Source organism: Nocardioides lacusdianchii (assembly GCF_020102855.1).
Taxonomy (GTDB): Bacteria; Actinomycetota; Actinomycetes; order Propionibacteriales; family Nocardioidaceae; genus Nocardioides; species Nocardioides lacusdianchii.
On the sequence record NZ_JADHZD010000004.1, the window covers coordinates 32123 to 55356 of the forward strand.

Annotated in this window: 24 protein-coding genes and 1 pseudogene; 10 read left to right on the forward strand and 15 right to left on the reverse strand. The window is 71.8% G+C overall.

The genetic code is table 11. From position 1 onward, the window contains the following. The first annotated feature begins 73 nt into the window (after positions 1-73). Genes IRX98_RS06635 through map form a run of 4 tightly spaced genes read left to right on the forward strand, consistent with a single transcriptional unit; the run spans position 74 to position 3609 of the window. Entirely contained in the window at positions 74-1786 is a 1713-nt protein-coding gene (locus IRX98_RS06635) for a sodium:solute symporter family protein (protein WP_224274996.1), read from the forward strand. Between the two features lie 11 nt (positions 1787-1797). Then, the gene (locus IRX98_RS06640) at positions 1798-2109 is read left to right on the forward strand and encodes a hypothetical protein (RefSeq protein ID WP_224274998.1); all 312 of its coding nucleotides are present in this window, start codon (positions 1798-1800) and stop codon (positions 2107-2109) included. A gap of 31 nt (positions 2110-2140) precedes the next feature. After that, positions 2141-2833 (forward strand): type 1 periplasmic-binding domain-containing protein, encoded by a 693-nt coding sequence (locus IRX98_RS06645; protein WP_224275000.1) that lies wholly within the window; start codon positions 2141-2143, stop codon positions 2831-2833. Next, positions 2830-3609, forward strand: coding sequence for a type I methionyl aminopeptidase (map, locus tag IRX98_RS06650; RefSeq protein ID WP_224275003.1), 780 nt, complete (start codon positions 2830-2832; stop codon positions 3607-3609). Before IRX98_RS06645 ends, map begins: the two co-directional genes overlap by 4 nt. Here the strand turns inward: map and IRX98_RS06655 are convergent. The 4 genes from IRX98_RS06655 to IRX98_RS06670 form a co-directional block, all read right to left on the reverse strand. Beyond that, entirely contained in the window at positions 3606-5756 is a 2151-nt protein-coding gene (locus IRX98_RS06655; protein ID WP_224275005.1) for an MMPL family transporter, read from the reverse strand. The genes map and IRX98_RS06655 overlap by 4 nt on opposite strands. 68 nt (positions 5757-5824) lie before the next feature. Further along, complete coding sequence (locus tag IRX98_RS06660; protein ID WP_224275008.1) at positions 5825-6676, reverse strand: glycerophosphodiester phosphodiesterase; 852 nt, start codon at positions 6674-6676, stop codon at positions 5825-5827. 1 nt (position 6677) lies between these two features. Continuing rightward, the gene (locus IRX98_RS06665; RefSeq protein WP_224275010.1) at positions 6678-8543 is read right to left on the reverse strand and encodes an AMP-dependent synthetase/ligase; all 1866 of its coding nucleotides are present in this window, start codon (positions 8541-8543) and stop codon (positions 6678-6680) included. A 54-nt stretch (positions 8544-8597) separates the two neighbouring features. Next, on the reverse strand, positions 8598-9134 hold the full coding sequence (locus IRX98_RS06670; protein ID WP_224275012.1) for a metallophosphoesterase family protein: 537 nt from the start codon (positions 9132-9134) through the stop codon (positions 8598-8600). Positions 9135-9181: 47 nt separating this feature from the next. Here IRX98_RS06670 and IRX98_RS06675 point away from each other — a divergent pair, with 47 nt between their 5' ends. Further along, entirely contained in the window at positions 9182-9463 is a 282-nt protein-coding gene (locus tag IRX98_RS06675; RefSeq protein ID WP_224275014.1) for a hypothetical protein, read from the forward strand. Between the two features lie 15 nt (positions 9464-9478). Next, positions 9479-9787, forward strand: a complete 309-nt coding sequence (locus IRX98_RS06680; RefSeq protein WP_224275016.1) for a hypothetical protein — start codon at positions 9479-9481, stop codon at positions 9785-9787. Positions 9788-9793: 6 nt separating this feature from the next. Here the strand turns inward: IRX98_RS06680 and IRX98_RS06685 are convergent. Continuing rightward, positions 9794-9955: pseudogene (locus IRX98_RS06685) on the reverse strand (PspC domain-containing protein); the annotation flags it as partial. 69 nt (positions 9956-10024) lie between these two features. Here IRX98_RS06685 and IRX98_RS06690 point away from each other — a divergent pair. Continuing rightward, positions 10025-10618, forward strand: coding sequence for a GNAT family N-acetyltransferase (locus tag IRX98_RS06690; RefSeq protein WP_224275018.1), 594 nt, complete (start codon positions 10025-10027; stop codon positions 10616-10618). 7 nt (positions 10619-10625) lie between these two features. Here the strand turns inward: IRX98_RS06690 and IRX98_RS06695 are convergent, their stop codons facing one another. After that, positions 10626-11192 (reverse strand): GrpB family protein, encoded by a 567-nt coding sequence (locus IRX98_RS06695; protein WP_224275020.1) that lies wholly within the window; start codon positions 11190-11192, stop codon positions 10626-10628. Positions 11193-11285: 93 nt separating this feature from the next. Here IRX98_RS06695 and IRX98_RS06700 point away from each other — a divergent pair, with 93 nt between their 5' ends. The 3 genes from IRX98_RS06700 to IRX98_RS06710 are packed head-to-tail and all read left to right on the forward strand — an operon-like array spanning position 11286 to position 14206. Beyond that, on the forward strand, positions 11286-11978 hold the full coding sequence (locus IRX98_RS06700) for a GAF and ANTAR domain-containing protein (protein WP_224275023.1): 693 nt from the start codon (positions 11286-11288) through the stop codon (positions 11976-11978). Between the two features lie 48 nt (positions 11979-12026). Beyond that, positions 12027-13265: an NAD(P)/FAD-dependent oxidoreductase gene (locus IRX98_RS06705; protein ID WP_308044407.1), complete on the forward strand. Its 1239-nt coding sequence runs from the start codon at positions 12027-12029 to the stop codon at positions 13263-13265. After that, a complete protein-coding gene (locus tag IRX98_RS06710) occupies positions 13262-14206 on the forward strand; it encodes an NAD(P)/FAD-dependent oxidoreductase (RefSeq protein WP_224275025.1) in 945 nt (314 codons plus the stop codon). Before IRX98_RS06705 ends, IRX98_RS06710 begins: the two co-directional genes overlap by 4 nt. On the opposite strand, the gene IRX98_RS06715 is transcribed toward IRX98_RS06710, so the two are convergent. The 9 genes from IRX98_RS06715 to IRX98_RS06755 form a co-directional block, all read right to left on the reverse strand. Continuing rightward, entirely contained in the window at positions 14203-14997 is a 795-nt protein-coding gene (locus IRX98_RS06715) for a DinB family protein (protein WP_224275027.1), read from the reverse strand. The genes IRX98_RS06710 and IRX98_RS06715 overlap by 4 nt on opposite strands. Positions 14998-15043: 46 nt before the next feature. Then, complete coding sequence (locus IRX98_RS06720) at positions 15044-15259, reverse strand: amphi-Trp domain-containing protein (protein WP_224275030.1); 216 nt, start codon at positions 15257-15259, stop codon at positions 15044-15046. Between the two features lie 20 nt (positions 15260-15279). Next, positions 15280-16428, reverse strand: coding sequence for an acyl-CoA dehydrogenase family protein (locus IRX98_RS06725; RefSeq protein WP_224275031.1), 1149 nt, complete (start codon positions 16426-16428; stop codon positions 15280-15282). Continuing rightward, positions 16421-17308, reverse strand: coding sequence for an oxygenase MpaB family protein (locus IRX98_RS06730; RefSeq protein WP_224275032.1), 888 nt, complete (start codon positions 17306-17308; stop codon positions 16421-16423). The genes IRX98_RS06725 and IRX98_RS06730 overlap by 8 nt, the downstream gene beginning before the upstream one ends. Before the next feature lie 4 nt (positions 17309-17312). Beyond that, positions 17313-18353, reverse strand: coding sequence for an LLM class F420-dependent oxidoreductase (locus IRX98_RS06735; protein ID WP_224275033.1), 1041 nt, complete (start codon positions 18351-18353; stop codon positions 17313-17315). Positions 18354-18392: 39 nt separating this feature from the next. Beyond that, positions 18393-20135 (reverse strand): ABC transporter ATP-binding protein, encoded by a 1743-nt coding sequence (locus IRX98_RS06740; RefSeq protein WP_224275034.1) that lies wholly within the window; start codon positions 20133-20135, stop codon positions 18393-18395. 82 nt (positions 20136-20217) lie between these two features. Continuing rightward, positions 20218-21930, reverse strand: a complete 1713-nt coding sequence (locus IRX98_RS06745) for an ABC transporter ATP-binding protein (RefSeq protein ID WP_224275035.1) — start codon at positions 21928-21930, stop codon at positions 20218-20220. A gap of 52 nt (positions 21931-21982) precedes the next feature. Next, positions 21983-22654 (reverse strand): alpha/beta hydrolase, encoded by a 672-nt coding sequence (locus IRX98_RS06750; protein WP_224275036.1) that lies wholly within the window; start codon positions 22652-22654, stop codon positions 21983-21985. Then, the gene (locus IRX98_RS06755; RefSeq protein WP_224275037.1) at positions 22651-23214 is read right to left on the reverse strand and encodes a hypothetical protein; all 564 of its coding nucleotides are present in this window, start codon (positions 23212-23214) and stop codon (positions 22651-22653) included. The genes IRX98_RS06750 and IRX98_RS06755 overlap by 4 nt, the downstream gene beginning before the upstream one ends. Positions 23215-23234: the final 20 nt, after the last annotated feature.

Genomic DNA, 23234 nt, shown 5'->3' on the forward strand with positions numbered 1-23234 from the left:
CCCAGGGGTGGGTTCGCAGGCCGCTGCGGGGGTCTAGGTTGACGGGGGCCCAGATGAACCTCGGGAGGCACGCATGAGCTCGGACACCCTGATCGACGCCAACTGGCTCGACTACCTGCTGGTCGCGATCTACTTCGGATTCGTCCTCGGCATCGGCGTGATGGCCCGCCGGTCGGTGTCCGACTCGATCGACTTCTTCCTCTCCGGCCGGTCGCTGCCTGCGTGGGTGACGGGTCTGGCCTTCATCTCCGCCAACCTCGGCGCCGTCGAGATCATGGGCATGTCCGCCAACGGCGCCCAGCTCGGTCTGCCGACCTTCCACTACTTCTGGGTCGGTGCCGTCCCGGCGATGCTGTTCCTCGGCGTCGTGATGATGCCGTTCTACTACGGCTCCAAGGTGCGCTCGGTGCCGGAGTTCATGTTCCGGCGCTTCGGCACCGGAGCCCACCTGGTCAACGCCATCAGCTTCGCGGTCGCCCAGCTGCTGATCGCGGGCGTCAACCTCGCCCTCCTTGCCGGGATCGTGCGGGCCCTGCTGGGCTGGCCGATCTGGGTCTCGCTGATCGTCGCAGGCGCGGTGGTGCTGTCGTACATCACGCTGGGCGGACTGAGCGCGGCGATCTACAACGAGGTGCTGCAGTTCTTCGTCATCGTCGCCTCCCTGCTGCCCCTGACGCTCATCGGCCTCAACCGGGTCGGGGGCTGGGACGGCCTGACCGACAAGATCAGTGCCGCCTCGGCGGGTGCGTCCTCGGCGTCCGACGCGCCACCGGCCGCGCAACAGCTGAACGCCTGGCCGGGCCAGGCGCTCTCCGGCTTCGACTCCCCGCTCCTGTCGGTGGTCGGCATCGTCTTCGGTCTGGGCTTCGTGCTGTCCTTCGGCTACTGGACGACCAACTTCGTCGAGGTCCAGCGGGCGATGGCGTCGGACTCCATCTCCGCCGCGAGGAAGACGCCGATCATCGGCGCCTTCCCCAAGATGTTCGTGCCCTTCATCGTGATCGTGCCCGGCATGGTCTCCGCGGTCCTGGTCGCGGAGATGATCGAGCTCAAGGACGGCGGCAGTCCCGCGGGCGGCGCCTCCGGCGACGTGACCTACAACGACGCCCTGCTCCTGCTGATGCGCGACGTGCTGCCCAACGGCCTCCTCGGCCTCGCGATCGCCGGACTCCTGGCCGCCTTCATGGCCGGCATGGCGGCCAACATCTCCGCCTTCAACACGGTCTTCTCCTACGACCTGTGGCAGCGCTACATCCGCAAGGACCACAGCGACGACTACTACCTGCGGATCGGCCGGCTGGCCACGGTGGGGGCGACGGTCATCGCGATCTTCACCGCCCAGATCGCTCTCGGCTACGACAACGTCATGAACTACCTCCAGACGTTGTTCGGGTTCTTCAACGCCCCGCTGTTCGCGACGTTCATCCTCGGCATGTTCTGGAAGCGGATGACCCCGACGGCCGGCTGGGTGGGTCTGGTCGCAGGCACGCTCTCGGCCATCGCGGTCGATCGCACCGCGGCCGCCGGCGTCTTCGAGCTCTCCGGGCAGGGGGTGGCGTTCCTCGCGGCGTCGGTCGCCTTCGTGGTCGACATCGTGCTGAGCGTCGTGGTGTCGCTGGTGACCAAGCCCAAACCGGCCGAGGAGCTCCGAGGCCTGGTCTACTCCGAGACGCCCCGCGAGGACCGCACCGACCCGAACGAGGCGTCGTACCCGTGGTACCGGCGCACGGCACCGCTCGCCGGCATCGCGCTCGCGATGGTCGTCGTCCTCAACTTCGCCTTCTGAGAGGGGCCAGCATGTCCACGACGTCCGAGACCGACGGCAGGTCCAAGAAGGCCGGCCTGTTCGACATCCGCAACATCATCGGCGCCCTGATGGCGTTGTACGGCGTGATCCTCGCGCTGGCCGGCCTCCTCGGGGAGCACGAGCCGGAGAAGACCGGCGGGGTGAACGCCAACCTCTGGACCGGTCTGGCCCTGCTCGTGGTGGGGCTGGGCTTCTTCGCCTGGGCGAGGCTCCGACCGATCGTCGTTCCCCCCGACGTCGACCGCGCCGACGACGACCCGACCCGACCGGCCCCGCAGCGGAAGCGACCGCCGGCGCACTGAGGGCAACCCGGCAGGCGATAACCTCCTCGCGATGCTGCGTGCCCGACTCCTCACCCTCGTCCTGCTCGTCCTCGCCCCCCTGCTCTCGGCGTGCGCGGGCGACGAGCCGACCATCGCCCTGCTGGTCGCCGACGGCTCCGACACCGCCTCGCGCGCGGTCGACGCCGAGGCCTTCACCGAGCGCGTCGAGGCGACGTGCGACGAGTGCCGGGTCGCGGTGTACGACGCCGAGGGCGACGCGGCTGCCCAGGAGAGCCAGGCTCGCGAAGCCGAGGCCGCCTCGGCCGACGTGATCGTCGTGGTGCCCGTCGACGTCGACGAGCTCGCGTCGCTGACCGCCCGCGACCTGCCGGTGGTGTCGATGGGCGAGCCGGTGCCGGCCTCGGACCGCTTCGTGGGCCTCGAGCGCGGCGAGGTGGTCCGTCAGGAGGGTTCCGACATCCAGGCCGCCCGCAACCTGGTGCTGGGCGACGAGAAGACGATGACGTACGTCCCGACCCGCGCGATGAGCGAGCAGGCCGCGGACCTGGCGGTGGCCTACCTCGCCGACAACCCGGTCGAGGGCGGTGAGGACGTGGACGGGATCGAGTCCTGGCTCTACCCGGCCCAGGACGTCACCATCGACACCCTCACCTCCGTGCTCGTCGCGCAGGGCGTGCTGACCCTCGACGAGCTCTGCGACGGCTCGACCGAGAAGGACTGTGCGAGGCTGGGCATCCGATGATCGAGATCCTCACCCCCGCCCAGGTCGACCGCGCCCGTCGTACGGGTGCCCTCGTCGCCGACATCCTCCAGTCCCTGCGCGAGCGCAGCGCCGTGGGGACCAACCTCCTCGACCTCGACCTCTGGACCGCGGAGATGATCCGCGAGGCCGGCGCCGAGTCCTGCTACGTCGACTACGCCCCTTCCTTCGGCAGCGGCCCCTTCGCCCACTACGTCTGCACGTCGGTCAACGACGCCGTGCTCCACGGTCGCCCACGCGACCTCGCGCTGCGCGACGGCGACCTGCTCACCCTCGACCTCGCCGTACGCCTCGACGGCGTCGCCGCCGACTCCGCGATCAGCTTCCTGGTGGGGGAGTCTCGCCCCGCCGAGAGCGTGGCCCTCATCGAGACCACCCGCACCGCGCTCGACGCCGGCATCGCCGCCGCGGGCCCGGGGGCGCGCATCGGTGACCTGTCGCACGCCATCGGGACGGTGCTGCGGAGCGCGGGCTACCCGATCAACATGCAGTTCGGCGGCCACGGCATCGGCACGACGATGCACCAGGACCCCCACGTCTCCAACGACGGCCGCCCCGGCCGCGGCTACCAGCTCCGTCCCGGCCTGCTCCTGGCCCTCGAGCCGTGGATCATGGTCGACACCGACGAGCTGGTCACCGACGAGGACGGCTGGACGCTGCGCAGCGCCACCGGGTGCCGTACGGCGCACAGCGAGCACACCATCGCGATCACCGAGGACGGCGTCGAGATCCTGACGCTGCCCACCTCGTCGCGCTAGTGCACCGTCTCCAGGGGAGCCCGCGCCTCGGCCTCGGCGAGCGGCGCGTCGACTGAGTCGAGCTTGCTCGGCCACCAGATCTTGCCGCCCAGGTCGAGGTTGAGGGCGGTCACCAGCACCGAGCGCACCACCAGCGTGTCGAGCATGACGCCGAGCGCCACCGCCACCCCGAGCTCGGCCAGGAACACCAGCGGCAGCGACCCGAGCACCAGGAAGGTCGCGGCCAGGACGACGCCGGCCGAGGTGATCACGCCGCCGGTCGAGGCCAGTGCGATGAGGGACCCCTGGCGCGTGCCGTGGGTAGCGGTCTCCTCGCGCACGCGGGTCATCAGGAAGATGTTGTAGTCGATGCCGAGCGCCACCAGGAAGACGAAGGCGAACAGCGGGAACCCGGGGTCGGACCCGGCGAACCCGAAGACGTACTCGAAGATGAGCGCCGAGATGCCCAGGGCGGCGCCGAAGGACAGCACCACGGTCGCCATCAGGATCAGCGGCGCGACGAGGGCGCGCAGCAGGCCGATGAGGATCAGCAGCACCACGAGCAGGACCAGCGGCATGATCACCCAGCTGTCGCGCACCGAGGCGATCTTGGTGTCGAGGTAGAACGCCGAGCCGCCGCCGACCAGGGCATCGGCACCGTCCACCTCGCCCACGGCGTCGCGCGTCGCCTCGACGACGTCGGCGGCCGTGGTGGAGGAGATGTCGGCGTCGATGGTCGCCTCGAACCACGAACGCCCGCCCGACAGCGGCCGCACCTCGCCGGGTGCGCCCAGGTCGGGGATGCCCTCGAGTGCTGCGACGACGTCGGCGGCCGCGTCGGTGTCGGTGACCACCTGGACGGTGTTGGAGTTGTCGGCCAGGCCGTGCTCGGTGAGCAGCCGCTGGCCCAGGATCGAGTCGAACTCCTTCGTGTAGGTGTCCTCGGTCGACAGCCCCGACGCGTCGAGGCGGAACAGGCCGAGGCAGGCCAGCAGCAGCAACCCGGTCGTGACCACCCAGACCCGCCGCGGCCGGTGGCTGATCGCGCGACCCATCCGTGCCCACACGCCGTCGGCGGTCGGCTCGGCGCTGCGGAAGGTCGGCCGCTTGGGCCAGAAGACCCACCGCCCGCAGATCACCAGCAGCGCGGGGAGCAGGGTGATCATCACCAGCATCGTCACCGCCACGCCGATCGCGGCGACGGGGCCGAGCCCGGCGGTGGAGTTGAGCTCGGCGAACGACAGGCACAGCATGCCGACCGCGACGGTCGCCGCGCTCGCGAAGATCGCCGGCGCGGCGCGGTGCAGGGCGTACGCCATCGCCTCGTGCCGGTCTTCGTGCCGGCGCAGCTCCTCGCGGTAGCGCGCGACCAGCAGGAGGGCGTAGTCGGTGCCGGCGCCGATCACCAGGATGCTGAGGATCGCCTGGCTCTGCCCGTTGACGGTGAGCCCGGCGTACTTCGCGAGGAGGTAGACCAGGCCGGTCGCGAGGGTGTTGGCGACGACCGCGCAGATGATCGGCAGCAGCCACAGCACGGGGCTGCGGTAGGTGAGGAGCAGGATCACCACGACCACGCTGAGCGTGGCGAGGATGAGGTCGGTGTCGATGCCCTCGAAGGCCTCGGCCGAGTCGGCGGCCTGCCCGCCGAAGCCGGCCAGGTGCACCTCGCCACCGTCGAGCTCGGCGATGTCGCGGATCTCGTCAGCGGCGTCCGGGATCGCGTTCCACCCGTCGGACCCGAAGTTGAGCACGAGGTAGAGGTAGGCCACCTCACCGTCGTCGGAGACCAGCGTCGGCACCGGCGCTCCCTGCGCGGCCGCGGCCTCCGCGGCCGCCGGTGTCAGCACGCCGGCGTCCGTCACGCCGTCGATGGTCGCGATCTCCTGGCCGTCGGCCTCCATGGTGGCGAGGTCCTCGGCGCTGAGCCCGCCGTCGCGGTGGTAGACCACGAGGGTGGGGATGTCGTCGGGGTCGACGGACTCCGACAGCTCGTCCAGCACCCGCGTCGACTCCGCCGACTCGGGCAGCCACGAGGACGCCTCGTTGTTCTGGACCGAGGTCAGCTTGGTGGAGAAGAACCCCATGATGGCGGCGAGGACCAGGACCGCGACGAGCACGGCCCACTTCGTGACGCGCCCGGTCAGGGCTCCCGCAACCTGTCGATGCATGCGACAAGCACAACAGCCCGGACGGGCTTCGTGCATCGGTGATTCCCCCGAGGGCTAGACCGGGTGCTTCATCCTGGGTACGCCGGCGGGACCGCGAGCCCCTCGTCCGCCAGCACCTCGCGCAGCAGGTCGGGGCGGTTCGTGATCAGGCCGTCGACGCCGAGCCCGACCAGGTGGCGCATCGTGGCCGTGTCGTCGACGACGTAGGGGATGACGGCGAGCCCGGCAGCGTGCGCGGCCTCGACCAGGTCGGCGGTGGCGTACGGCTCGTACGCCGGGTCGTCCACGCCGGAGCGGTAGGGCGAGCCGTGGATGGGCGAGATCGCGGTGAAGCCCTGCGCAGCGGCGACCGCGACGAGGTCGTCGTCGACCACCACCCCGTCGAGCCAGGGGGACGGTCCCTCGGCCGCACGGAGGTACTTCGGGGACACGAGGACGTTGCGCTCCAGGCCCGGCTCCGCGTCGCCCACGCGGTCCAGCACTCCCCAGTCGAAGCACTGGATGCTGGTGCGGGGCACGAGCCCGTCGATGCGGAGCGCGTCCACGACCCTGGCGACGAACGCCTCGCGCGTGGTGAGCCCCGAGGCGTCGAGGGCGTCGTACTTGATCTCGAGGTTGACCCGGACCGGATCCGCGCCGCGCTCGTCGAGCAGCGCGGCGACCTGGCGCAGCAGCGGCATCGTCGGTGGCAGGTCGGCGCGGGTGAGGGCGCGGATGCGTCGCGTGTCGTCGAGGACCGGGTCGTGGGCGACGACGACGTCGTCCTCGGCCGTGAGGTGCACGTCGAGCTCGAGGGTCGAGACCCCGAGCGCGAGGGCGCGGCCGAAAGCCTCGAGGGTGTTCTCGGGCCAGAGGCCGGCGCCGCCGCGGTGGGCCTGGAGGTCGAAGGGTGCCGGTTTCGAGGCTCGCTCCGCTCGCACCTCAACCAGCGGAGGGACCGTAGAGGGTGTCCACCACGTCGGCGTACTTCGTCTTCACCACGCGCCGCTTGAGCTTGAGCGTCGGGGTCAGCTCCTCGGACTCGGCCGTCCACTCGTCGGGCAGCAGCTCCCACGCCTTGACCTGCTCGGGTCGCGAGAGCCGCTCGTTGGCCTTGTCGACCGCGGCCTGCGCCATCGCGCGGATCTCCGGCTTGGCGGACAGGTCGGCGAGGTCGGTGAACTCGATGCCCATCTTCGCCGCCACGAGCGGGGCGATCTCCCCGTCGAGGGTGAGGATCGCGACGACGTAGGAGCGATCGTCGCCGAGCGCCATGGCGTGCCCGACGATGGGCGACTCCTTGAGGTAGTTCTCGATGTTGGACGGCGCGATGTTCTTGCCCGCGGAGGTGATGATCAGCTCCTTCTTGCGGTCGATGATCGAGACGAAGCCGTCCTCGTCGATCGTGCCGATGTCGCCGGTGTGGATCCATCCCTCGTCGTCGATGAGCGCCCGGGTGGCCGCCTGCTGCTTGTAGTAGCCCGGGGTGTTGACCGGGCCGCGGCACAGGATCTCCCCGTCCTCGGCGAGTCGGACCTCGATGCCGGGGTTGGGGCGCCCGACCGTGCCGAGCCGGAAGCCGTCGGGACCGTTGGCGGTGAAGGCGCCGGTGGTCTCGGTCATGCCGTAGACGTCGTAGACCTTGAGGCCGAGCCCACCCATGAACTTCGCGACCTCCAGCGGCATGGGTGCGGCCGCGCTGGCCGCCCACGTCACCTGGTCGAGGCCGAGGAGCAGGCGCAGGAAGGCGAGGATCGCGGCATCCGCCTCGGCGTAGGCCTGCTCGACCTCCGGCGTCATCTCGTTGCCGTGCTCGTGGGCCTGCGTCCATGCCAGGCCCGCCGCCATGGCGTCGGTGACGAGCTTCTGGTTGGCCGGGTCCGGGTCCTCGGCGAGCTTGGCCGAGATGCCGGTCTTGATCTTCTCCCACACCCGCGGGACCCCGAAGAACGCCGTCGGGTGCACCTCGCCGAGCGCGCCGAGCAGGCCGGCGGGGTCGGGGATCGCGTGCACGTGGCTGCCCAGGAACGGGGGACCGTACGTCGCCAGCACCCGCTCGGCGATGTGCGCGAGCGGGAGGTAGCTGACGGTGCGCTGCTGGCCGCGCAGGCCGGCCGCCTCGAGGGTGGAGACCGCTTCGTACATGACGTTGTGGTGGGTCAGCACGACGCCCTTGGGGTTGCCGGTGGTGCCGGAGGTGTAGAGGAAGGTGGCCGGCAGGTCGGGGGTGATCCGGTCCATCCGCTCCTCGACGCCGCTGGTGTCGTGGCCGCGGGCGAGGAAGTCGGCCCACGTCATCACGCGCGGGTCGTCGACACGGTCGGCGTCGTCGAGCATCACGATGTGGCGGATCGAGTCCACCTCGGCGAGCGCCTTCTCCCAGCGCTGGTAGCGGTCGTGGTCCTCGAGGACGACCACCACCGGCCGGGACTCGGCGGCGATGAACGACACCTGGTCCTGGGCGAGGGTGTTGTAGATCGACATCGGGACCGCGGCCGCCGTCATCGCGCCGTAGTCGGCCAGCGTGTGGGCGGTGCGGTTGTTGGCCATGATCGCCACCGGGTCGCCGATCTGCACGCCCAGGTCGATGAACGCCGCGGCGACCTGCTGGGTCTGCTCCCACGTCTGCGTCCAGGTGATCGTCGACCAGGTCTCGCCGTCGGGCACGTCGTAGCGGTCGGAGAACGCCGGCTGGTCGGCGTACCTCTCGGAGGCTTGGCGCACCGTGGCCGGCATGTGCAGGCCGAGGATGCGGGCCTCGTACTCCTCGCGCGCTGCGGCGACATCGGCAGGGATCTCGTGCGACATGGCTCTCCTCGATGTGGCGGGGGTCACATCATGGTGGGCGGCGCCAAGCGCTGGCTAGAGCGGTCCGGTCCGGGGTGTCGCCGGGAGCCGGCGCGGGAGACGGTGGAGCGTGAGGTCGCGCAGCTCCCCGGAGTCGAGGGTGAGCGTCATGTAGGTGCAGTGCGGCTGCCGCCGGCGGTCGGTGGGCGAGCCGGGGTTGAGCAGCCGGAGCCCGGTGGTGGTCGTCGTGTCCCAGGGGATGTGGCTGTGGCCGAAGACCAGCACGTCGAGGTCGGGGTACGCCGCCGCCATCCGCGCCTCACGCCCCGTCGCCGGCCCGGTCTCGTGCACCACGCCGAGCGCGAGTCCCTCGACCTCGAGGGTGGCCACCTCCGGCAGCCGCTCGCGCAGCTCCCCGTGGTCGTTGTTGCCCCAGCACGCCACCAGCCGGTGCGCGCGGGCCTCCAGCTCGTCGAGCAGGCGTACGTCCACCCAGTCGCCCGCGTGCACCACCAGGTCGGCGTGGTCGACCGCCCGCCACAGCTCCTCGGGAAGGTCCCGGGCCCGCTTGGGCAGGTGGGTGTCCGCCACCAGCAGCACGCGCGTCGCCATGGGGCCAGTCAACGTGGTGGGCCAAGGCGGTCGGTAGGTTCGGGGGCATGGGACCCGACGACTCCACGACCGACGACATCGTCGCCGAGGCAGCGCTCCAGCTGTGGTCGGCGGCGCAGACCGACTTCGACCCCTTCGAGGTCGCGTCCGCCGACTGGCCCGAGACGGCCGTCCCGGTCCGGGACGTGGACATCGCGGTCGACACCCACCTCGAGGTCGAGGACGTGCGCGCTTCCCTCGAGCGGCTCGACGGCGTGAAGGTCGTCCTGGGCCGCGAGGCCGGCACGTGCAGCGTGCTGCGCGTGATCCCGGAGGACGCCCCGCTCTGACGCGGGGGACACCACATGGTCGCGAGCCGATCCGCGCGCGAGCGCAAGGCGGGTGTGCAGGCGGGGCCGCTGGCGCGCGCGAAGATCGACCTCGACGGCGAGCAGCAGTTCCTCTACCGGATCAGCTGCACCACGTGCGTGGCGCGCGGGCGTACGCCGTGGTCGACGCACCGCGCCGGTGGTGACAACGGCTTCATGGCCGCGATGGACCGCTGGACCTTCCACCTCGTGGAGAAGCATCCCGGCGAGGACGCGCCCTGCCTGGCCTTCCTGGCCGAGGCCCAGCAGCGCCTGCACGAGCGGCGCGAGCAGGCGCCCGGCTGAGTCGCCTCAGGCGTCCTTGGGCATGACGATCCACGCGATGATGTAGGCGAGCTCGCCGGCGCCCACCAAGCCGAACAGCACGAAGGCGAGACGGACGAGTCCGCGGGAGATGCCGAAGCGGTCGGCGAGGCCGGCGCAGACGCCGGCGATGATCTTGCCCTGACGGGGGCGGACGAGCTTCGAGGTGGCCGTGCGCCATGTCTACCCGACGGGTGCGCGCGCACCTAGGGTCGCTGCATGCCCGACTTCACCTGGCTGCCGGCCAACCGAGCCGCGGTCGAGGACGTCGAAGCTGTCTTTGCCACGGGTGGCGCGCACAAGTGCCGGTGCCAGGCGATGAAGGTGCCGGGGTGGATCTGGCGCGACACCACGCAGGAGCAGCGCGACGTCGCGCTGCTCGAGCAGACCGCCTGCGGCACGGCGGGGCCGACGTCGGGGCTGGTGGGCTACGTCGACGGCGAGCCCGCCGGCTGGGTCGCGGTCGAGCCGCGGGAGAACTACCCCCGGCTGTGGAGCCGCAAGCAGGCGTGGATGCGGATGGACCCCGAGATGGAGGGCGTCTGGTCGGTCACCTGCTTCGTGGTGCGCCCGGGGTTTCGCCGGTCGGGGCTGAGCTACGAGCTCGCCCACGCCACCGTGGCGTACGGCGAGCAGGTCGGCGCCCGCGTCCTGGAGGGATATCCGATCGAGCCCCCGCCGGGGAAGTCGGTGATCTGGGACGAGGCCTCGGTCGGCCTGCTGCAGGTCTTCCTCGAGGCCGGCTACGAGGTGGTGGCCTCACCCACCCTGCGGCGGCGGGTGGTGCGCCGACGGCTCGTCGACGAGGGGTGAGTCGCCGTCAGGCGTGCCAGCCGGTCTCGGCGGCCCACTGCTCGGCGAGTGCCATGAGCAGGGGCGGTGCAGCAGCCTTCACCTGCCCGTAGGCGTAGATGTCGAGGTGCTCCTCGGCCAGGCGCGTCTTGAGCCGCCCCCAGGTGTCGCGGTGGTCGTCGTTGCTGCGCAGGAAGTCGCGGAACAGCAGGGAGTAGCGCGCGGTCGGCGCTCCCGATTCGCGAACGTGGATGTTCGTCGACCTGCCGCCGACCGGGGGAGCGAACACCCGCTTGGGGTGGGTGGAGCCGCCGAGGGCCTCGACGCGGTTCCACTCCTCAGGACGCTCGCGGTAGCCGGCTGCGGTGAGCGGTCCGAGGTCGGTCGCCGCGAGCGAGTCCACCCGCACCATGAGGTCGATGCAGTCCTTCGCGGGCAGGCCGGGGACCGCGGTGGAGCCGATGTGGTCGACGGCGAGGGCGTCGGGGAGCATCTGCGCGAGCTCCGCCACCATCTGCTGCCCCTCGGCGGCCCACTGCGGTCGGTGGGGGACCACCTCGACGGTGCGCGAGGACTTCTCGTCGGGGAACGGCACGGGTGACAGTCTCCCTGCTGCCGCACCGGAGGCGCACGACCGCGACCCCGGTGGGATGTGGTCAGAGCGCTCGATCTCCGCCATGCTGCACGGGTGCCCCCCCACGAAGAGTTCCGCAACGAGCTGGCCGAGGCTGCGCGTGACATGCAGGACGACGACAGCCCCAAGGAGGCGATGGAGCGGGCGGTGCAGATCGCCACGAAGATCATCCCCGGGTGCCACGCGGCCGGGATCTGCGTCGTCCACCGGGGTGAGCGCATCGACACCCACGCGGCGAGCGACGACCTGGTGCGCCGGATCGACGCCCTCCAGCACGAGCTGAGCGAGGGCCCCTGCCTCGACGCGCTGCGCGAGGATCACACGGTGGCGAGCCACGACCTCGCCACGGACGTCCGGTGGCCGAGCTGGGGGCCGCAGGTCGTCGAGCAGCTGGGAATGCGCAGCAGCGTGAGCTACCGGCTGTACTCCACCGAGAAGGACCTCGGCGCGCTCAACCTCTACGGCACGGACGTCTCGGCCTTCACCGCAGAGGACATCGCCGACGGTCTTGCGCTCGCCGCCCACGTCGGCGTGGCGCTGGCGGCTGCTCAGGAGGTCGAGCACCTGGAGCACGCGCTGCGGGGCCGGACGGTGATCGGCCAGGCGACGGGCGTTCTGATGGAGCGTTTCGACCTCGCTCCTGACCGTGCCTTCTCGGTGCTGAGCCGACTCTCGCAGCAGAGGAACGTCAAGTTGCGCGCCCTGGCCGAGGAGATCGTGGACACCAGGACCCTCCCTACGTCCTAGGCCGCCGCGCGGCGTCGACGGCGTGGACGCCCTCACTAGGGTCGAGCTGTGGAGACAGATGTCGTCGTGGTGGGTGCCGGACTGGCCGGACTGCGCTGTGCGCAGGCGCTGGCCGCAGCCGGTCGTGAGGTCGTCGTGCTGGAGGCGTCCGACCGCGTCGGCGGCAGGATCCGCACCGACCGCGTCGACGGCTTCCTCGTCGACCGCGGCTTCCAGCTGCTGAACCCCATTTACCCCGCCGTACGCCGCTGGGTGGACGTCGACGCCCTCGGGCTCCAGCCGTTCGGGGCCGGGGTCGCGGCGCGCGCCGACGACGGGCTCAGCGTGCTCGGCCACCCGCTGCGCGAGCCCGCCCTCCTCCCACAGACCCTGCGCGCCGTGGCCCGTCGCCCGCGTGAGGTGGCTGCGCTCGCCCGCTGGGCCGCCCCCCTGCTGCGTCCGCGACCAGCGACCACGCTGTCGGAGGTGCTCGAGTCGCGCGCGGACGTCGACCGGCGTACGGCCCTCGACGATGCCCATCTCGACGGGCTGCTGCGACGCGTCGTGGACCGGTTCTTCGCCGGCGTCCTGCTCGAGGACGACGGCAGCACGGCCGACCGCTTCGCCCTGCTCCTGACCTGGATGTTCGTCCGCGGCGTGCCCGCGCTGCCACGCGAGGGCATGGCCGCGCTGCCGGCCCAGCTCGCCGCGACCCTGGGCGACCGCGTGCACCTCGGCGAGCAGGTGCGGTCCGTGACCGGGACCTCCGTGACCACCGACGACGCCACCTGGTCGGCGCGCCAGGTGGTCGTGGCCACCGGCGCCCCGGAGGCCGCGGGGCTGACCGGCGCTCCGGTCCCGGCGACCAAGGGCGTCGTCACCACGTGGTGGTCCGCCCCCGAGGCGCCCGACACCGACCTGCTGCACGTCGACGCCCGCCGGGTCCCCACCGGCCCGCTCGTCAACGCCGCGGTCGTGTCCCGCGCGGCACCGTCGTACGCACCTCCCGGGGGTCACCTCGTCGAGGGATCCGCCCTGCTGGGTCCCGGCCGCGACACCGACGAGAAGTCAATGCGCCGCCACGCCGGCGACCTGCTCGGGACCGATCCGAGCACGTGGGAGGTGGTGGCGCGCCACGAGGTCCCGGACGCGCTACCGGTCCAGCCGGCGCCCTACTCCGCCGAGCGGCCGGTGCGCGTCGGCGACCTCGTCGTCTGCGGCGACCACCGCGACACGGGCTCCATCCAGGGTGCCCTCGTCAGCGGCCAGCGCGCCGCCGACGCCGTTCTCGCCGCGGGTGCGCGATGACCGCCGACGTGGTGGTCGTCGGCGCCGGCCTGGCCGGCGTCGCCTGCGCGCGCGAGCTGCGCGCGGCCGGGATCGACGTACGCGTCCTCGACCGCGGGCACGTGCCCGGCGGTCGGATGGCCTCGCGCCGGCTCTGGGAGCGCCGGGTGGACCTCGGGGCGTCCTACCTCACCGTCTCCGACGCCGGCTTCCGCGCGGTGGTGGACGACTGGGCCGTCCGCGGTCTCGCCCGCGAGTGGACCGACACGTTCACTGCACTGGGTGCGGACGCACCGGAGGTGAAGACGGGTCCGACGCGGTGGGGAGCCCCCGGTGGCCTGCGCTCGCTCGTCGAGGACCTGGCCGCGGACCTCGAGGTCGAGCGCCGCGAGATCGCCGGGCTGGACGACGTCGACGCCCGAGCAGTCGTGCTGGCCATGCCCGACCCGCAGGCGCGGCGGCTGACCGGCGACCACCCGGTCACCGCCGTCCTCGAGCGTGAGTGGGAGCCGGTCATCGCACTGGCCGCCCGGTGGGCCGAGCGCACCTGGGACGACGTCAGCCCCGATGGTCGCTTCCACGGTGCCTTCGTCAACGACGACCCCGACGTGGCATGGATTGCCGACGACGGCAGGCGCCGCGGCGACGACGCGCCCGTCCTGGTGGCTCATTCCACGCCCGAGCGCGCGGCCCGGCACCTCCACGAGCCCGGGGGAGCGGCACCCGCGATCATCGAGTCCGTACGCCGCCACCTGCACGTCGGCGAGCCCGCCGACCTTCACGTGCACCGCTGGACCTTCGCCCGCCCGGTCGGGGAGCGCGAGGACGCCTACGCCCTCGTCGACGGCCCGGACACGCTGGTCGGCGTGTGCGGCGACGGGTGGGGTCCGTCCCCCAAGGTGGAGACGGCGTGGGTCTCGGGCGCACGACTGGGGCGGGCGCTGGCGGAGCGGCTCACCTAGCTCGCCAGCGTCGCGAGGTCGCGCTCGGCGTAGAGGCGGTGCTGCCACTCCTCGTTGAGCACGACGCGCAGGCAGTGGCCGACGGTCAGGTCAGGCACGTCCTGCACGAAGGGCGTCGCGGAGGTGACCTTCCGGGTGAGGCCGACGTCGTCCATGCGCTCGAGCAGCTCGGCCACCGTCGCCCGGCGCTGGCGGCGCAGCGCCAGCACCTCGTGCAGCTCCGGGCGCGCACGACGCTCCCAGGGCACGCCCTCGTGGACGGGCGCCTCGTCCCACGGCAGGTCGAGGGGGTGCCACGGTGAGGGGAAGCCGTAGACGACGCCGCTGATCCAGCAGGCGTGGGCGAAGCCGAGGTGGCGCAGGGTCTGGATGAAGGACCACTCGCCGCCGACCTGCTCGTGCAGCTGCTCGGGGGACAGCACCCGTGCGTGGTCGAGCGTCTCGCCCCAGAGCCGGTCGAGGATGGCGAAGGCCTCGCGGAAGCCGTCGGCGGTGGTCGGTCGCATCGCCGAGCGCTCGGGATGGCGACGGTCGAGCTCGGCCTCCACCAGGGGGACGACCTCCACGCCGTTGACCACCAGCCGGCCGATCTCGCCGTCGATCTCGAGGTCCGGGACCTCGACACCGGTCATCCTGACCTTGTCGAGCCAGGCGGAGTGGATGCGTACGCCGCTGAGGTCGACATCGGTGAAGGACGCCTCCGCCAGTGAGACGTCGCGGAAGGTGGAGCGCTGCAGGCGGACCTTGTCGAAGCTGGAGTCCGAGAGGTCCTGCTCGGTGAAGTCGGTCATGGCCGCAGGCTAGGGCCGGATGGGGACGTTCTGCGGCCGGATCACGTCACCAGGTGAGCTCGATCTCGATCTCGTTGTCCCCGCCCAGCTCGACCTCGACCTTCAGCTTCACCTCGTCCGGCACGGCGACGGTCACGCGTCCGCCGTCACGGGCGAACTCGACCGAGTTGTGCTTGGCGAGGGAGTCGGCGAGGGCGCGCAGCTTGGCAGCGGCCTCCTCGCGGGTCATGGTGCGGGTCTCGTCCATCTCGAAGAGGTCCATGGCCCGAACCTAGCCAGCGCCTACAACCCGAGCATCCGCCCGATGATCTCCTTCTGGATCTCGGTCGTGCCGCCGTAGATCGTCTGGATCCGCGAGTCGGTGTAGGCCTTGGAGATGGGGTACTCGTTCATGTAGCCGTAGCCGCCGTGCAGCTGGACGCCCGCGTCGACGACGCGCTTCTGCAGCTCGGTGGTCCACCACTTCGCCATCGAGGCGAGCGAGGTGTCGACGGTGCCGGCGTTGAGCCGCAGCACGCAGTCGTTGATGAAGACCCGCGCGATGTGGGCCTCGGTGGCCATCTCGGCGAGCACGAAGCGGTTGTGCTGGAACTTGCCGATCGGCTTGCCGAAGGCCTCCCTCTCCTTGGCGTAGGCCAGGCACAGGTCCAGCACGTGCTCGATGGCCGCGACCGCGATGCAGCCGATCGAGATCCGCTCCTGCGGGAGGTTCTCCATCAGGGAGATGAAGCCGGAGCCCTCGGCGCCGAGCAGGTTCTCCTTCGGCACGTGCACGTCGGTGAAGGACAGCTCGGCGGTGTCCTGGGCATGCAGACCCATCTTGTCGAGGTTGCGCCCGCGCTCGAAGCCCTCCATACCGCGCTCGACGACCAGCAGCGAGATGCCCTGGTGCCCGGCGTCCGGGTCGGTCCGGCAGACCACGACGACGAGGTCGGAGAGGATGCCGTTGGAGATGAAGGTCTTCGACCCGTTGAGGACGTAGTGGTCGCCGGCGTCGACGGCCGTCGTACGGATGCCCTGCAGGTCTGATCCCGCGCCCGGCTCGGTCATCGCGATGGCGGTGACGAGGTCGCCGGAGACGCAGCCGGGCAGCCAGCGCTCCTTCTGCTCGGGCGTGCCGAGGGAGGAGATGTAGGGGACGATGATGTCGGTGTGCACGGCGAAGCCGGGCCCCGAGGCGCCGGCCCGTGCGGACTCCTCGGCGAGCACCATGTTGTAGCGGAAGTCCTTGATGCCCGGCCCGCCGTAGGCCTCGTCGACGTCGAAGCACAGCAGGCCGCGCTCGCCCGCCCTGCGCCAGATCTCGCGGTCGACGACGCCGGCCTCCTCCCACGCGGCGTGGTGGGGTGCGACCTCCTTCTCGAAGAAGGCACGCGCGACGGCGCGGAAGTCCTCGTGCTCCTGCTCGAGGATGCTGGGGCGCTCAGGCATGTGATCTCTCTCCGTGCGGGTGGGCGTTCAGGTGGTCGAGCATCGCCAGCGGTCCGAGGTCCTCGAGCCGGTGGCCGTGTGGGTATGTGGTCGGTCGGTGGACGTACGCCGTGCGCCGCGGGGGCGCGAACCGGAGCAGCCGTCCCCGCAGCCGGAGCCCGGCGCGCACCGCACGGACGAACCACTGCGGCTGGCGCGGCAGGCCGAGGGCCTCGCGCAGCGGCTCGTCCATGACGGCGATCGTCACGCGTCGCAGCAGCGGACGGATCGGCGCGGGGGACACCTCGCGGGCGATCCGGATCGACGCCTCGGCCAGCCGGGTGGCGGCCGGGGTGTGGGCGAAGCGGCGGCGCTCGTGGTCGAGCAGCAGCGCGAGGTAGCCGTCGTACGTCGTGGGCAGGTCCTTGAGGCCCATCAGCTCGCCGAAGCGGGTGGTCACCTTCGCGATCGCTGCGAGCTCGTGGGGGTCGAGCGGGCGCCAGCCGTAGGCCTCGATCCACCGGACCGGGCCGACGATCGTCGTCGCGAGGACGTAGGCGAAGTCCTCTGCCGCGATGTCGTAGTGCCCGTGGATCCGGTTGAGCCGGCGCAGCGCGGCGTGCGAGCGCGGGGAGTCGATGCCGTCCAGCGTGGCCTCGTCGCCGATGAGGATGGTGTCGTCGTAGCGCTTGACGCCGTGGTCCTCGAACTCGCGCGTCCGGTCGAGCAGCTCCGCGATCGAGGGGATGCCGTAGTCGCGCATGAAGGCGATCCCGGTGCCCTGGACGTAGTCCCAGGGGAACTCGTGGCGCGCGGTCAGCTGCAGGATCTCGTCGTGGTCGACCTCCGGGTCGAGGGAGCGGATCCGGCGCAGGTTGTCGTGGCGACCCGGAGCGTGCACGGCGTCAGGACACCCATTCCTTTAGCTGCGCGACGAGGGCGGCGGGGTCCTCGCCGACGGGCGTGATGTTGAGGTCGGTGACGCCGGCCTCGGCGAAGGCGGCGATCCGCTCCCTGACGTACGACGCCGGGCCGACGAGGTTGGCGGCCTCGAGCCACTCGGTGGGGACGAGCGCCTCGGCCTCCTTCTTCTTGCCGGAGAGGTAGAGGTCCTGGATCTCCTCGGCCTCCTTCTCGTAGCCGTAGGCGCGGGCCACGTCGTTGTAGAAGTTCTTGCCCTTCGCGCCCATCCCGCCGACGTAGAGGGCGAAGACCGGCCGCGCGAAGTCGAGCAGCGCCTTGGTCTCCGCGCCCTCGCCGATCGCGAGCATGCCGCCGGCCATCACCTGCAGGGGCGCGAGCCCGTCGATGCGCTTGGCGTTGCCCGCGGCCAGCGCTTCGCCCCACACCAGGTGCGCCTTCTCGGGGTGGAACAGGTGCGGGATCCAGCCGTCGGCGATCTCGGCGGTCTGCTCGACGTTCTTCGGGCCGAGCGCCGCGATCCAGATCGGGATGGTGTCGCGCTCGGGACGGGTGAGGAGCTTGAGCGGCTTGCCCAGCCCGGTGACCGCCCCGTGCTCCTTGGTCAGGGGCAGGTGGAACGTGCCGTCGGCCGCCAGGGGCTCGCGCTTCAGGCCGCTGCGGATGATCTCCACGACCTCCGCGGTGCGCGCCATCGGCTTGGAGTACGGGACGCCGTGGAAGCCCTCGATCACCTGCGGTCCGCTCACCCCCAGGCCGAGGATCGCGCGTCCCTGGCTGACGTTGTCGAGGCCGGCGGCGGTCTGGAGGAGCGCACCAGGGGTGCGGGAGTAGATGTTGAGGATCCCCGAGCCGATCTGCACCGTCTCGGTCTTCGCCGCCAGGTAGCCCATCAGCGTGGGGGAGTCGAAGCCGTACGCCTCTGCGACCCACACGCTGTCGAGCCCGGCGCGCTCGAGGGCGACCACGTCGTCGGCCGCCTTGCGCGGGTTGCCGTCGTACATCAGGAGGGAGGCGAGGCGCATGCCAGCAATCGTGACAGTGGAACTGTCACGGTGCAAGGGTCAGCTCGTCCCGTGCCACGACTCCCAGAGCGCGGCGTAGGACCCGCCGGCGGCGACGAGGTCGTCGTGCGAGCCGAACTCCGCGATCACGCCGTCCTCCACCACCGCGACGCGATCGGCGTCGTGGGCGGAGAAGAGCCGGTGCGCGATCGCGATGACCGTGCGTCCCTCCAGCACCGCCGCGAGCGAGCGCTCGAGGTGCCGTGCCGCGCGCGGGTCGATGAGCGACGTCGCCTCGTCGAGCACCAGCGTGTGCGGGTCGGCGAGCACGAGCCGGGCCAGCGCGATCTGCTGGGCCTGGGCCGCAGTCAGGGCCCGACCACCCGAGCCGACGACCGTGTCGAGCCCGGCGGGCAGCTGGTCGACCCACTCGAGCGCGTCGACGGCGCCCAGCGCGGCGCGTACGGCGTCGTCCGACGACCCCGGTCGGGCGAGCACGACGTTCTCCCGCAGGGTGCCGACGAAGACGTGGTGCTCCTGGGTCACGAGCGCGACGTGCCCGCGCAGGTCGCCCAGTGGCAGCTCGACGAGGCCGACGTCGCCGACCGTCACCGAGCCGGTGCGCGGGGGATGGATGCCGGCCAGGAGGCGACCCAGCGTCGACTTGCCCGCGCCTGACGGGCCGACCATCGCGATCCGCTCACCCACGCCGACGTCGAGGTCGATGCCGTGGAGCACGTCGCGCCCCTCGACGTAGGAGAAGTGCACGTCGTCCGCGTCGAGCTTCTCCGACGACGGCGTGCGCCCCGAGACCTCGCGGTCGTCCGGCACCTGCGCCACGCCGAGGAGGCGGGCGAGGGAGGCGGCACCGAGCTGGAGCTCGTCGAGGATCGACACCATCCGGTCGACCGGGTCGATGAGCATCTGGACGTAGAGCGTCGCGGTCGTGACCTCGGCCAGCGAGACCTCGCCGCGGGTGTAGAGCCAGCCGCCGAAGAGCAGCGTGCCGACGACGGGCAGGAGGTAGCTCAGCTCCATGCTCGGGAAGAAGACGGTGCGCAGGCGCAGGGTGTACTTCTCCGCCTCGAAGGACTTCGCGCAGTCGTCGTCTCCCAGCTCGACCCGCTTCGTGCCGAGGCCGAGCGCCTCCACCGTGCGCGAGCCCTCGACGGTCTCCGACAGCGTGGTGGTGATCTGGGAGTACGACGCGGTCTCGGCGAGGTAGCCGTCCTTGGCTCGGGCGAGGTACCACCGAAGCCCGACCACCAGGGGCGGCATCGCGAGCAGGCAGGGGAGGAACACCCACCAGCCGACGCTCAGCGCGGCGGCGAAGATCAGGAGCGCCGAGACGACGGCGATGGTCCACTCGGGCAGGGCCCACCGCACCGACCACCCCAGCTGGTCGATGTCGGAGCCGGTGCGGGTCAGCAGGTCACCGGACCCGGCCGCCTCGACGGTGCCGACCGGCAGGGCCAGGGTGTTGGCGACGAAGTCCTCGCGGAGCTCGGCGAGCACCAGCTCGCCCATCACCTGGGAGCGGTAGCGGGCGTAGCGGGTCAGCACCGACTGCAGGACGAGGAAGATCGCCAGCCACATCACGATCTCGTCGACGTGGGAGCGGGTCGTGCCGTTCTCGACCGACTCGACGAGGTCGCCGAGCAGGCGGGGCGCGGCCAGTGCGGTCAGCGCGGCCAGCACGTGGAGGCCGAGCGCGGTCCACAGCAGGCGGGGGTGCCGGTGCGCGACCTGGCCGACGTAGCGGCGTACGGCCCTGCCGTCGGCGATCGGCAGGCGGGTGCTCACGCTCATACGCGTACTCGCTTCGCTCCGTGCGCGCATGAGGCACATGACGCACAGCTCTGGATGATGAGCTCGCTGCGCTCGCTCATACCGCCGCCTCCACGTCACGTACGACGACGCGGCGGTAGGCCGCGACCTCGGTGAGCAGCTCGGTGTGGGTGCCGACCGCGACGACCCGGCCGTCGACGAGGAAGGCCACCTCGTCGACGGCGTCCAGCAGCAGGGGGCTGACGGTGGTGACCACGGTCGTGCGGCCCTCACGGTGCGCCCGCAGCCGGTCGGCGATCCTCGCCTCGGTGTGGGCGTCGACGGCGCTCGTCGGCTCGACGAGCACGAGGACCTCCGGGTCGGCGGCGAGGGCGCGGGCCAGGACCAGGCGCTGGCGCTGGCCGCCGGAGAAGGAGCGGCCCTTCTCGGTGACGACGGAGTCGAGGCCCTCGGGCAGAGCCTCGAGGATGTCCTCGGCGGAAGCGGTGAAGAGCGCCTTCTCGACGTCGCCGTTGCCGCGCTCGTCGATGCGGTCGGCCAGCCGGCCGGCGAAGAGGGCAGCCCCGGTGTCGGAGACCATGATCCGCTCGCGGACGTGGGCGTGGCGCAGGGAGGTGAGCGGCACGCCGCCGAGGGAGACCTCGTCGTCCTGCTCGGCCGCGCAGAGCCCGAGCCGGTCGGCGAGCAGGGCCGAGTCGTCGGGCTGCTCGGAGACGATCGCGGTGATCTGCCCGGGCCGGACCCTCAGGCCCGAGCGGGCGTCGTGCAGCTCCGAGCCCGCGGGCGGGGGAGCAGCGGGCGTGACCGGCTCCACGACGTCGGGCAAGAGTGCCATCACCCGGCACACCCGCGACGCGGCGACGCGGCCGCGGATGAGCTTGTTGGCGAACTCGGTCGCCGTCCGCAGCGGCAGCATGAGGAAGGCGGAGTAGCCGTAGAACGCGACCAGCTCGCCGGCGGAGATCTCGCCCGCCACCGCGGAGCGGGCGCCCAGCCAGACCACGAGCACGACGAAGACGCCGGGCAGGAAGACCTGGAGCGCGTCGAGGACCGACTGGAGCTTGGCGACGTTGACCGCGGCGGTCCGCGTGGCCTGCGACTCGCGGCGGTAGCGGTCGAGGAAGACGCCCTCGCCGCCGATCCCGCGCAGGACGCGCAGGCCACCGACGATGTCGGTGCCGGTGTTGGACAGGTCCGAGCGCATCTGCCGCTCGGTGGCGCTGCGCGCCTGCAGCGGCTTGAGGAGCGGGCCCATCACCAGCAGGAGCAGCGGGACGCCGATGAGCACCACCAGGCCGAGCTGGACCGAGGTGCTGAGCAGGATCGCGGAGACGAGGAAGAAGGAGACGATCGCGCCGGCGAACCGGGCGGTCACGTCCATCACGTTGCCGATGTGGGAGAGGTCGGTGGTGCCGATCGCGATCACCTCGCCGGTGCTGACCTTGCGGGGCAGCGAGCCGCCGAGGCGCACCGACTGCCGGGTGGTCAGCTGCACGATCCGGTAGGACGCGGTCAGCCAGTTGGTCACCGCGAAGCGGTGGCGCATGATCCCCGTGACGGCCTGGAGCAGGCCGATGAGCAGCATCACCCCGGCCCAGAGGACGAGCTGCTGCTGGTCCTTGTCGGCCACACCACGGTCGATCGCACGACCCAGCACGGCGGGCATGACCGCCTGGCACGACATCCACACGATGCCGAAGGCCATCCCGCCCAGCAGGGTGCGCCACTGCTGACGGGCCAGCCACCACAGGAAGCGGCCGGGGGTGCGATGGTCCGGCGTCCCGGGGTCGGCGACGGGCAGGGTCCTCACTGGCCCGATCCTAGGTTCGCCGACGGCCCGCCGACGAATGGTTATCGAGCCGTCAGCCGTCCACGGACGAGGCCCCGGCGAGGACCTCCGCCACGGCGCGGGTGCGGGGCTCGGCGCCGAGCAGGGTCGCGGTGACGAAGTCGGCGGCGTACGTCTCGAAGGTGCGGCCGTGGCGCAGCATCGCGTGGCGTCCACCGGGCACCGAGACGTGGCCGACAGTCGCGTCGCGCCCCAGGCGTCGTGCCAGCCCGGCGGACCGGGACGGGAGCGCGATGCGGTCGTCCGTGCCGTGCACCACCAGCACCTGCCTACCGGCCAGGTCGACCCGGTCGCTCGGCAGCACCCACGGGTTGAGCGCGACCACCGAACGGACCTGCGGGGCGTCGCCGCCCAGCAGTGCGGCCCGTCCGCCGAGCGAGTGGCCCACGAGGGCGACCGGCACGTCGCCGTGCTGCTCGGCGACCCGGTCGAGCGCCCATGCCAGGTCCATCACCGGCGTCGTCTGCGAGTCCCACCCTCGGTGGGAGTTGAGCAGCCGGTGGACGGCCAGCCGCGACCGACCGGCGCGGGCGATGCGCCGCGCGATCGGCACCATCCGCAGCACCGACAGCTGGGTCGGGCTCACCATCGCGCGCTCGCCCCGGCTCGCCCCGCCGTGCAGCACGACCACGACGCCCTCGGAGTCGCGAGGCGTGCGGACGGGGACGAGCCGGGCGTCTGTCATCCGTGCAGGCCCGGGATCCGGGCGGCGATGCCGTCGAGCACGGTGGTCGGGCGCTGCTCCTCGCCGGCCTGCGCGCTGATCACGACGAGGGCGCCGGTGAGCGCCGGGACCGCCCACTGCAGCAGGCTGAGCTGGCGCTGGGCCGCGGCGACGTCGCTCGGCGTGCCGGACGAGGGCTCGGTGCCGGACTCCGCAGGCACCTCCGTGTGCGCCGACACGCGCTTGCCGAGCACGCGGCTGTAGGCCGTCACGCCGAGCGCCGCGGCGGTGAGGCCGGTCTTGATCATCGTGGTGCGCATCGCACCCTTCTGGGCGGCCACGCGGCCCGCGTCGGAGCCGAGCATGCCGATGCTCCCGATGAGGTGCGCCGCGATGGCCGCGGCATTCACCGGGGTCCAGCGGTCCCAGCCGACGTTGGCCACCGCGCCGGTGCCGCTCGGGGAGTCGGCCTGGGCCGCGGCGGGGTTGAGAGCGGTCGCGTTGGCCAGGGTGCCGCCGAACCACGCAGCGAGGCCGACGTCGTGGAGCGAGCGGGACAGGGTGTTCGTGTTCTGGGACATGGTTCCTCCGGGGACGGGGG

Coding starts and splice junctions, on each gene's coding strand:
- IRX98_RS06635 (WP_224274996.1), top strand. CDS start 74: ATGAGCTCGGACACCCTGATCGACGCCAACTGGCTCGACTACCTGCTG.
- IRX98_RS06640 (WP_224274998.1), top strand. CDS start 1,798: ATGTCCACGACGTCCGAGACCGACGGCAGGTCCAAGAAGGCCGGCCTG.
- IRX98_RS06645 (WP_224275000.1), top strand. CDS start 2,141: ATGCTGCGTGCCCGACTCCTCACCCTCGTCCTGCTCGTCCTCGCCCCC.
- map (WP_224275003.1), top strand. CDS start 2,830: ATGATCGAGATCCTCACCCCCGCCCAGGTCGACCGCGCCCGTCGTACG.
- IRX98_RS06655 (WP_224275005.1), bottom strand. CDS start 5,756: ATGCATCGACAGGTTGCGGGAGCCCTGACCGGGCGCGTCACGAAGTGG.
- IRX98_RS06665 (WP_224275010.1), bottom strand. CDS start 8,543: ATGTCGCACGAGATCCCTGCCGATGTCGCCGCAGCGCGCGAGGAGTAC.
- IRX98_RS06670 (WP_224275012.1), bottom strand. CDS start 9,134: ATGGCGACGCGCGTGCTGCTGGTGGCGGACACCCACCTGCCCAAGCGG.
- IRX98_RS06675 (WP_224275014.1), top strand. CDS start 9,182: ATGGGACCCGACGACTCCACGACCGACGACATCGTCGCCGAGGCAGCG.
- IRX98_RS06680 (WP_224275016.1), top strand. CDS start 9,479: ATGGTCGCGAGCCGATCCGCGCGCGAGCGCAAGGCGGGTGTGCAGGCG.
- IRX98_RS06690 (WP_224275018.1), top strand. CDS start 10,025: ATGCCCGACTTCACCTGGCTGCCGGCCAACCGAGCCGCGGTCGAGGAC.
- IRX98_RS06710 (WP_224275025.1), top strand. CDS start 13,262: ATGACCGCCGACGTGGTGGTCGTCGGCGCCGGCCTGGCCGGCGTCGCC.
- IRX98_RS06715 (WP_224275027.1), bottom strand. CDS start 14,997: ATGACCGACTTCACCGAGCAGGACCTCTCGGACTCCAGCTTCGACAAG.
- IRX98_RS06720 (WP_224275030.1), bottom strand. CDS start 15,259: ATGGACCTCTTCGAGATGGACGAGACCCGCACCATGACCCGCGAGGAG.
- IRX98_RS06725 (WP_224275031.1), bottom strand. CDS start 16,428: ATGCCTGAGCGCCCCAGCATCCTCGAGCAGGAGCACGAGGACTTCCGC.
- IRX98_RS06735 (WP_224275033.1), bottom strand. CDS start 18,353: ATGCGCCTCGCCTCCCTCCTGATGTACGACGGCAACCCGCGCAAGGCG.
- IRX98_RS06750 (WP_224275036.1), bottom strand. CDS start 22,654: ATGACAGACGCCCGGCTCGTCCCCGTCCGCACGCCTCGCGACTCCGAG.
- IRX98_RS06755 (WP_224275037.1), bottom strand. CDS start 23,214: ATGTCCCAGAACACGAACACCCTGTCCCGCTCGCTCCACGACGTCGGC.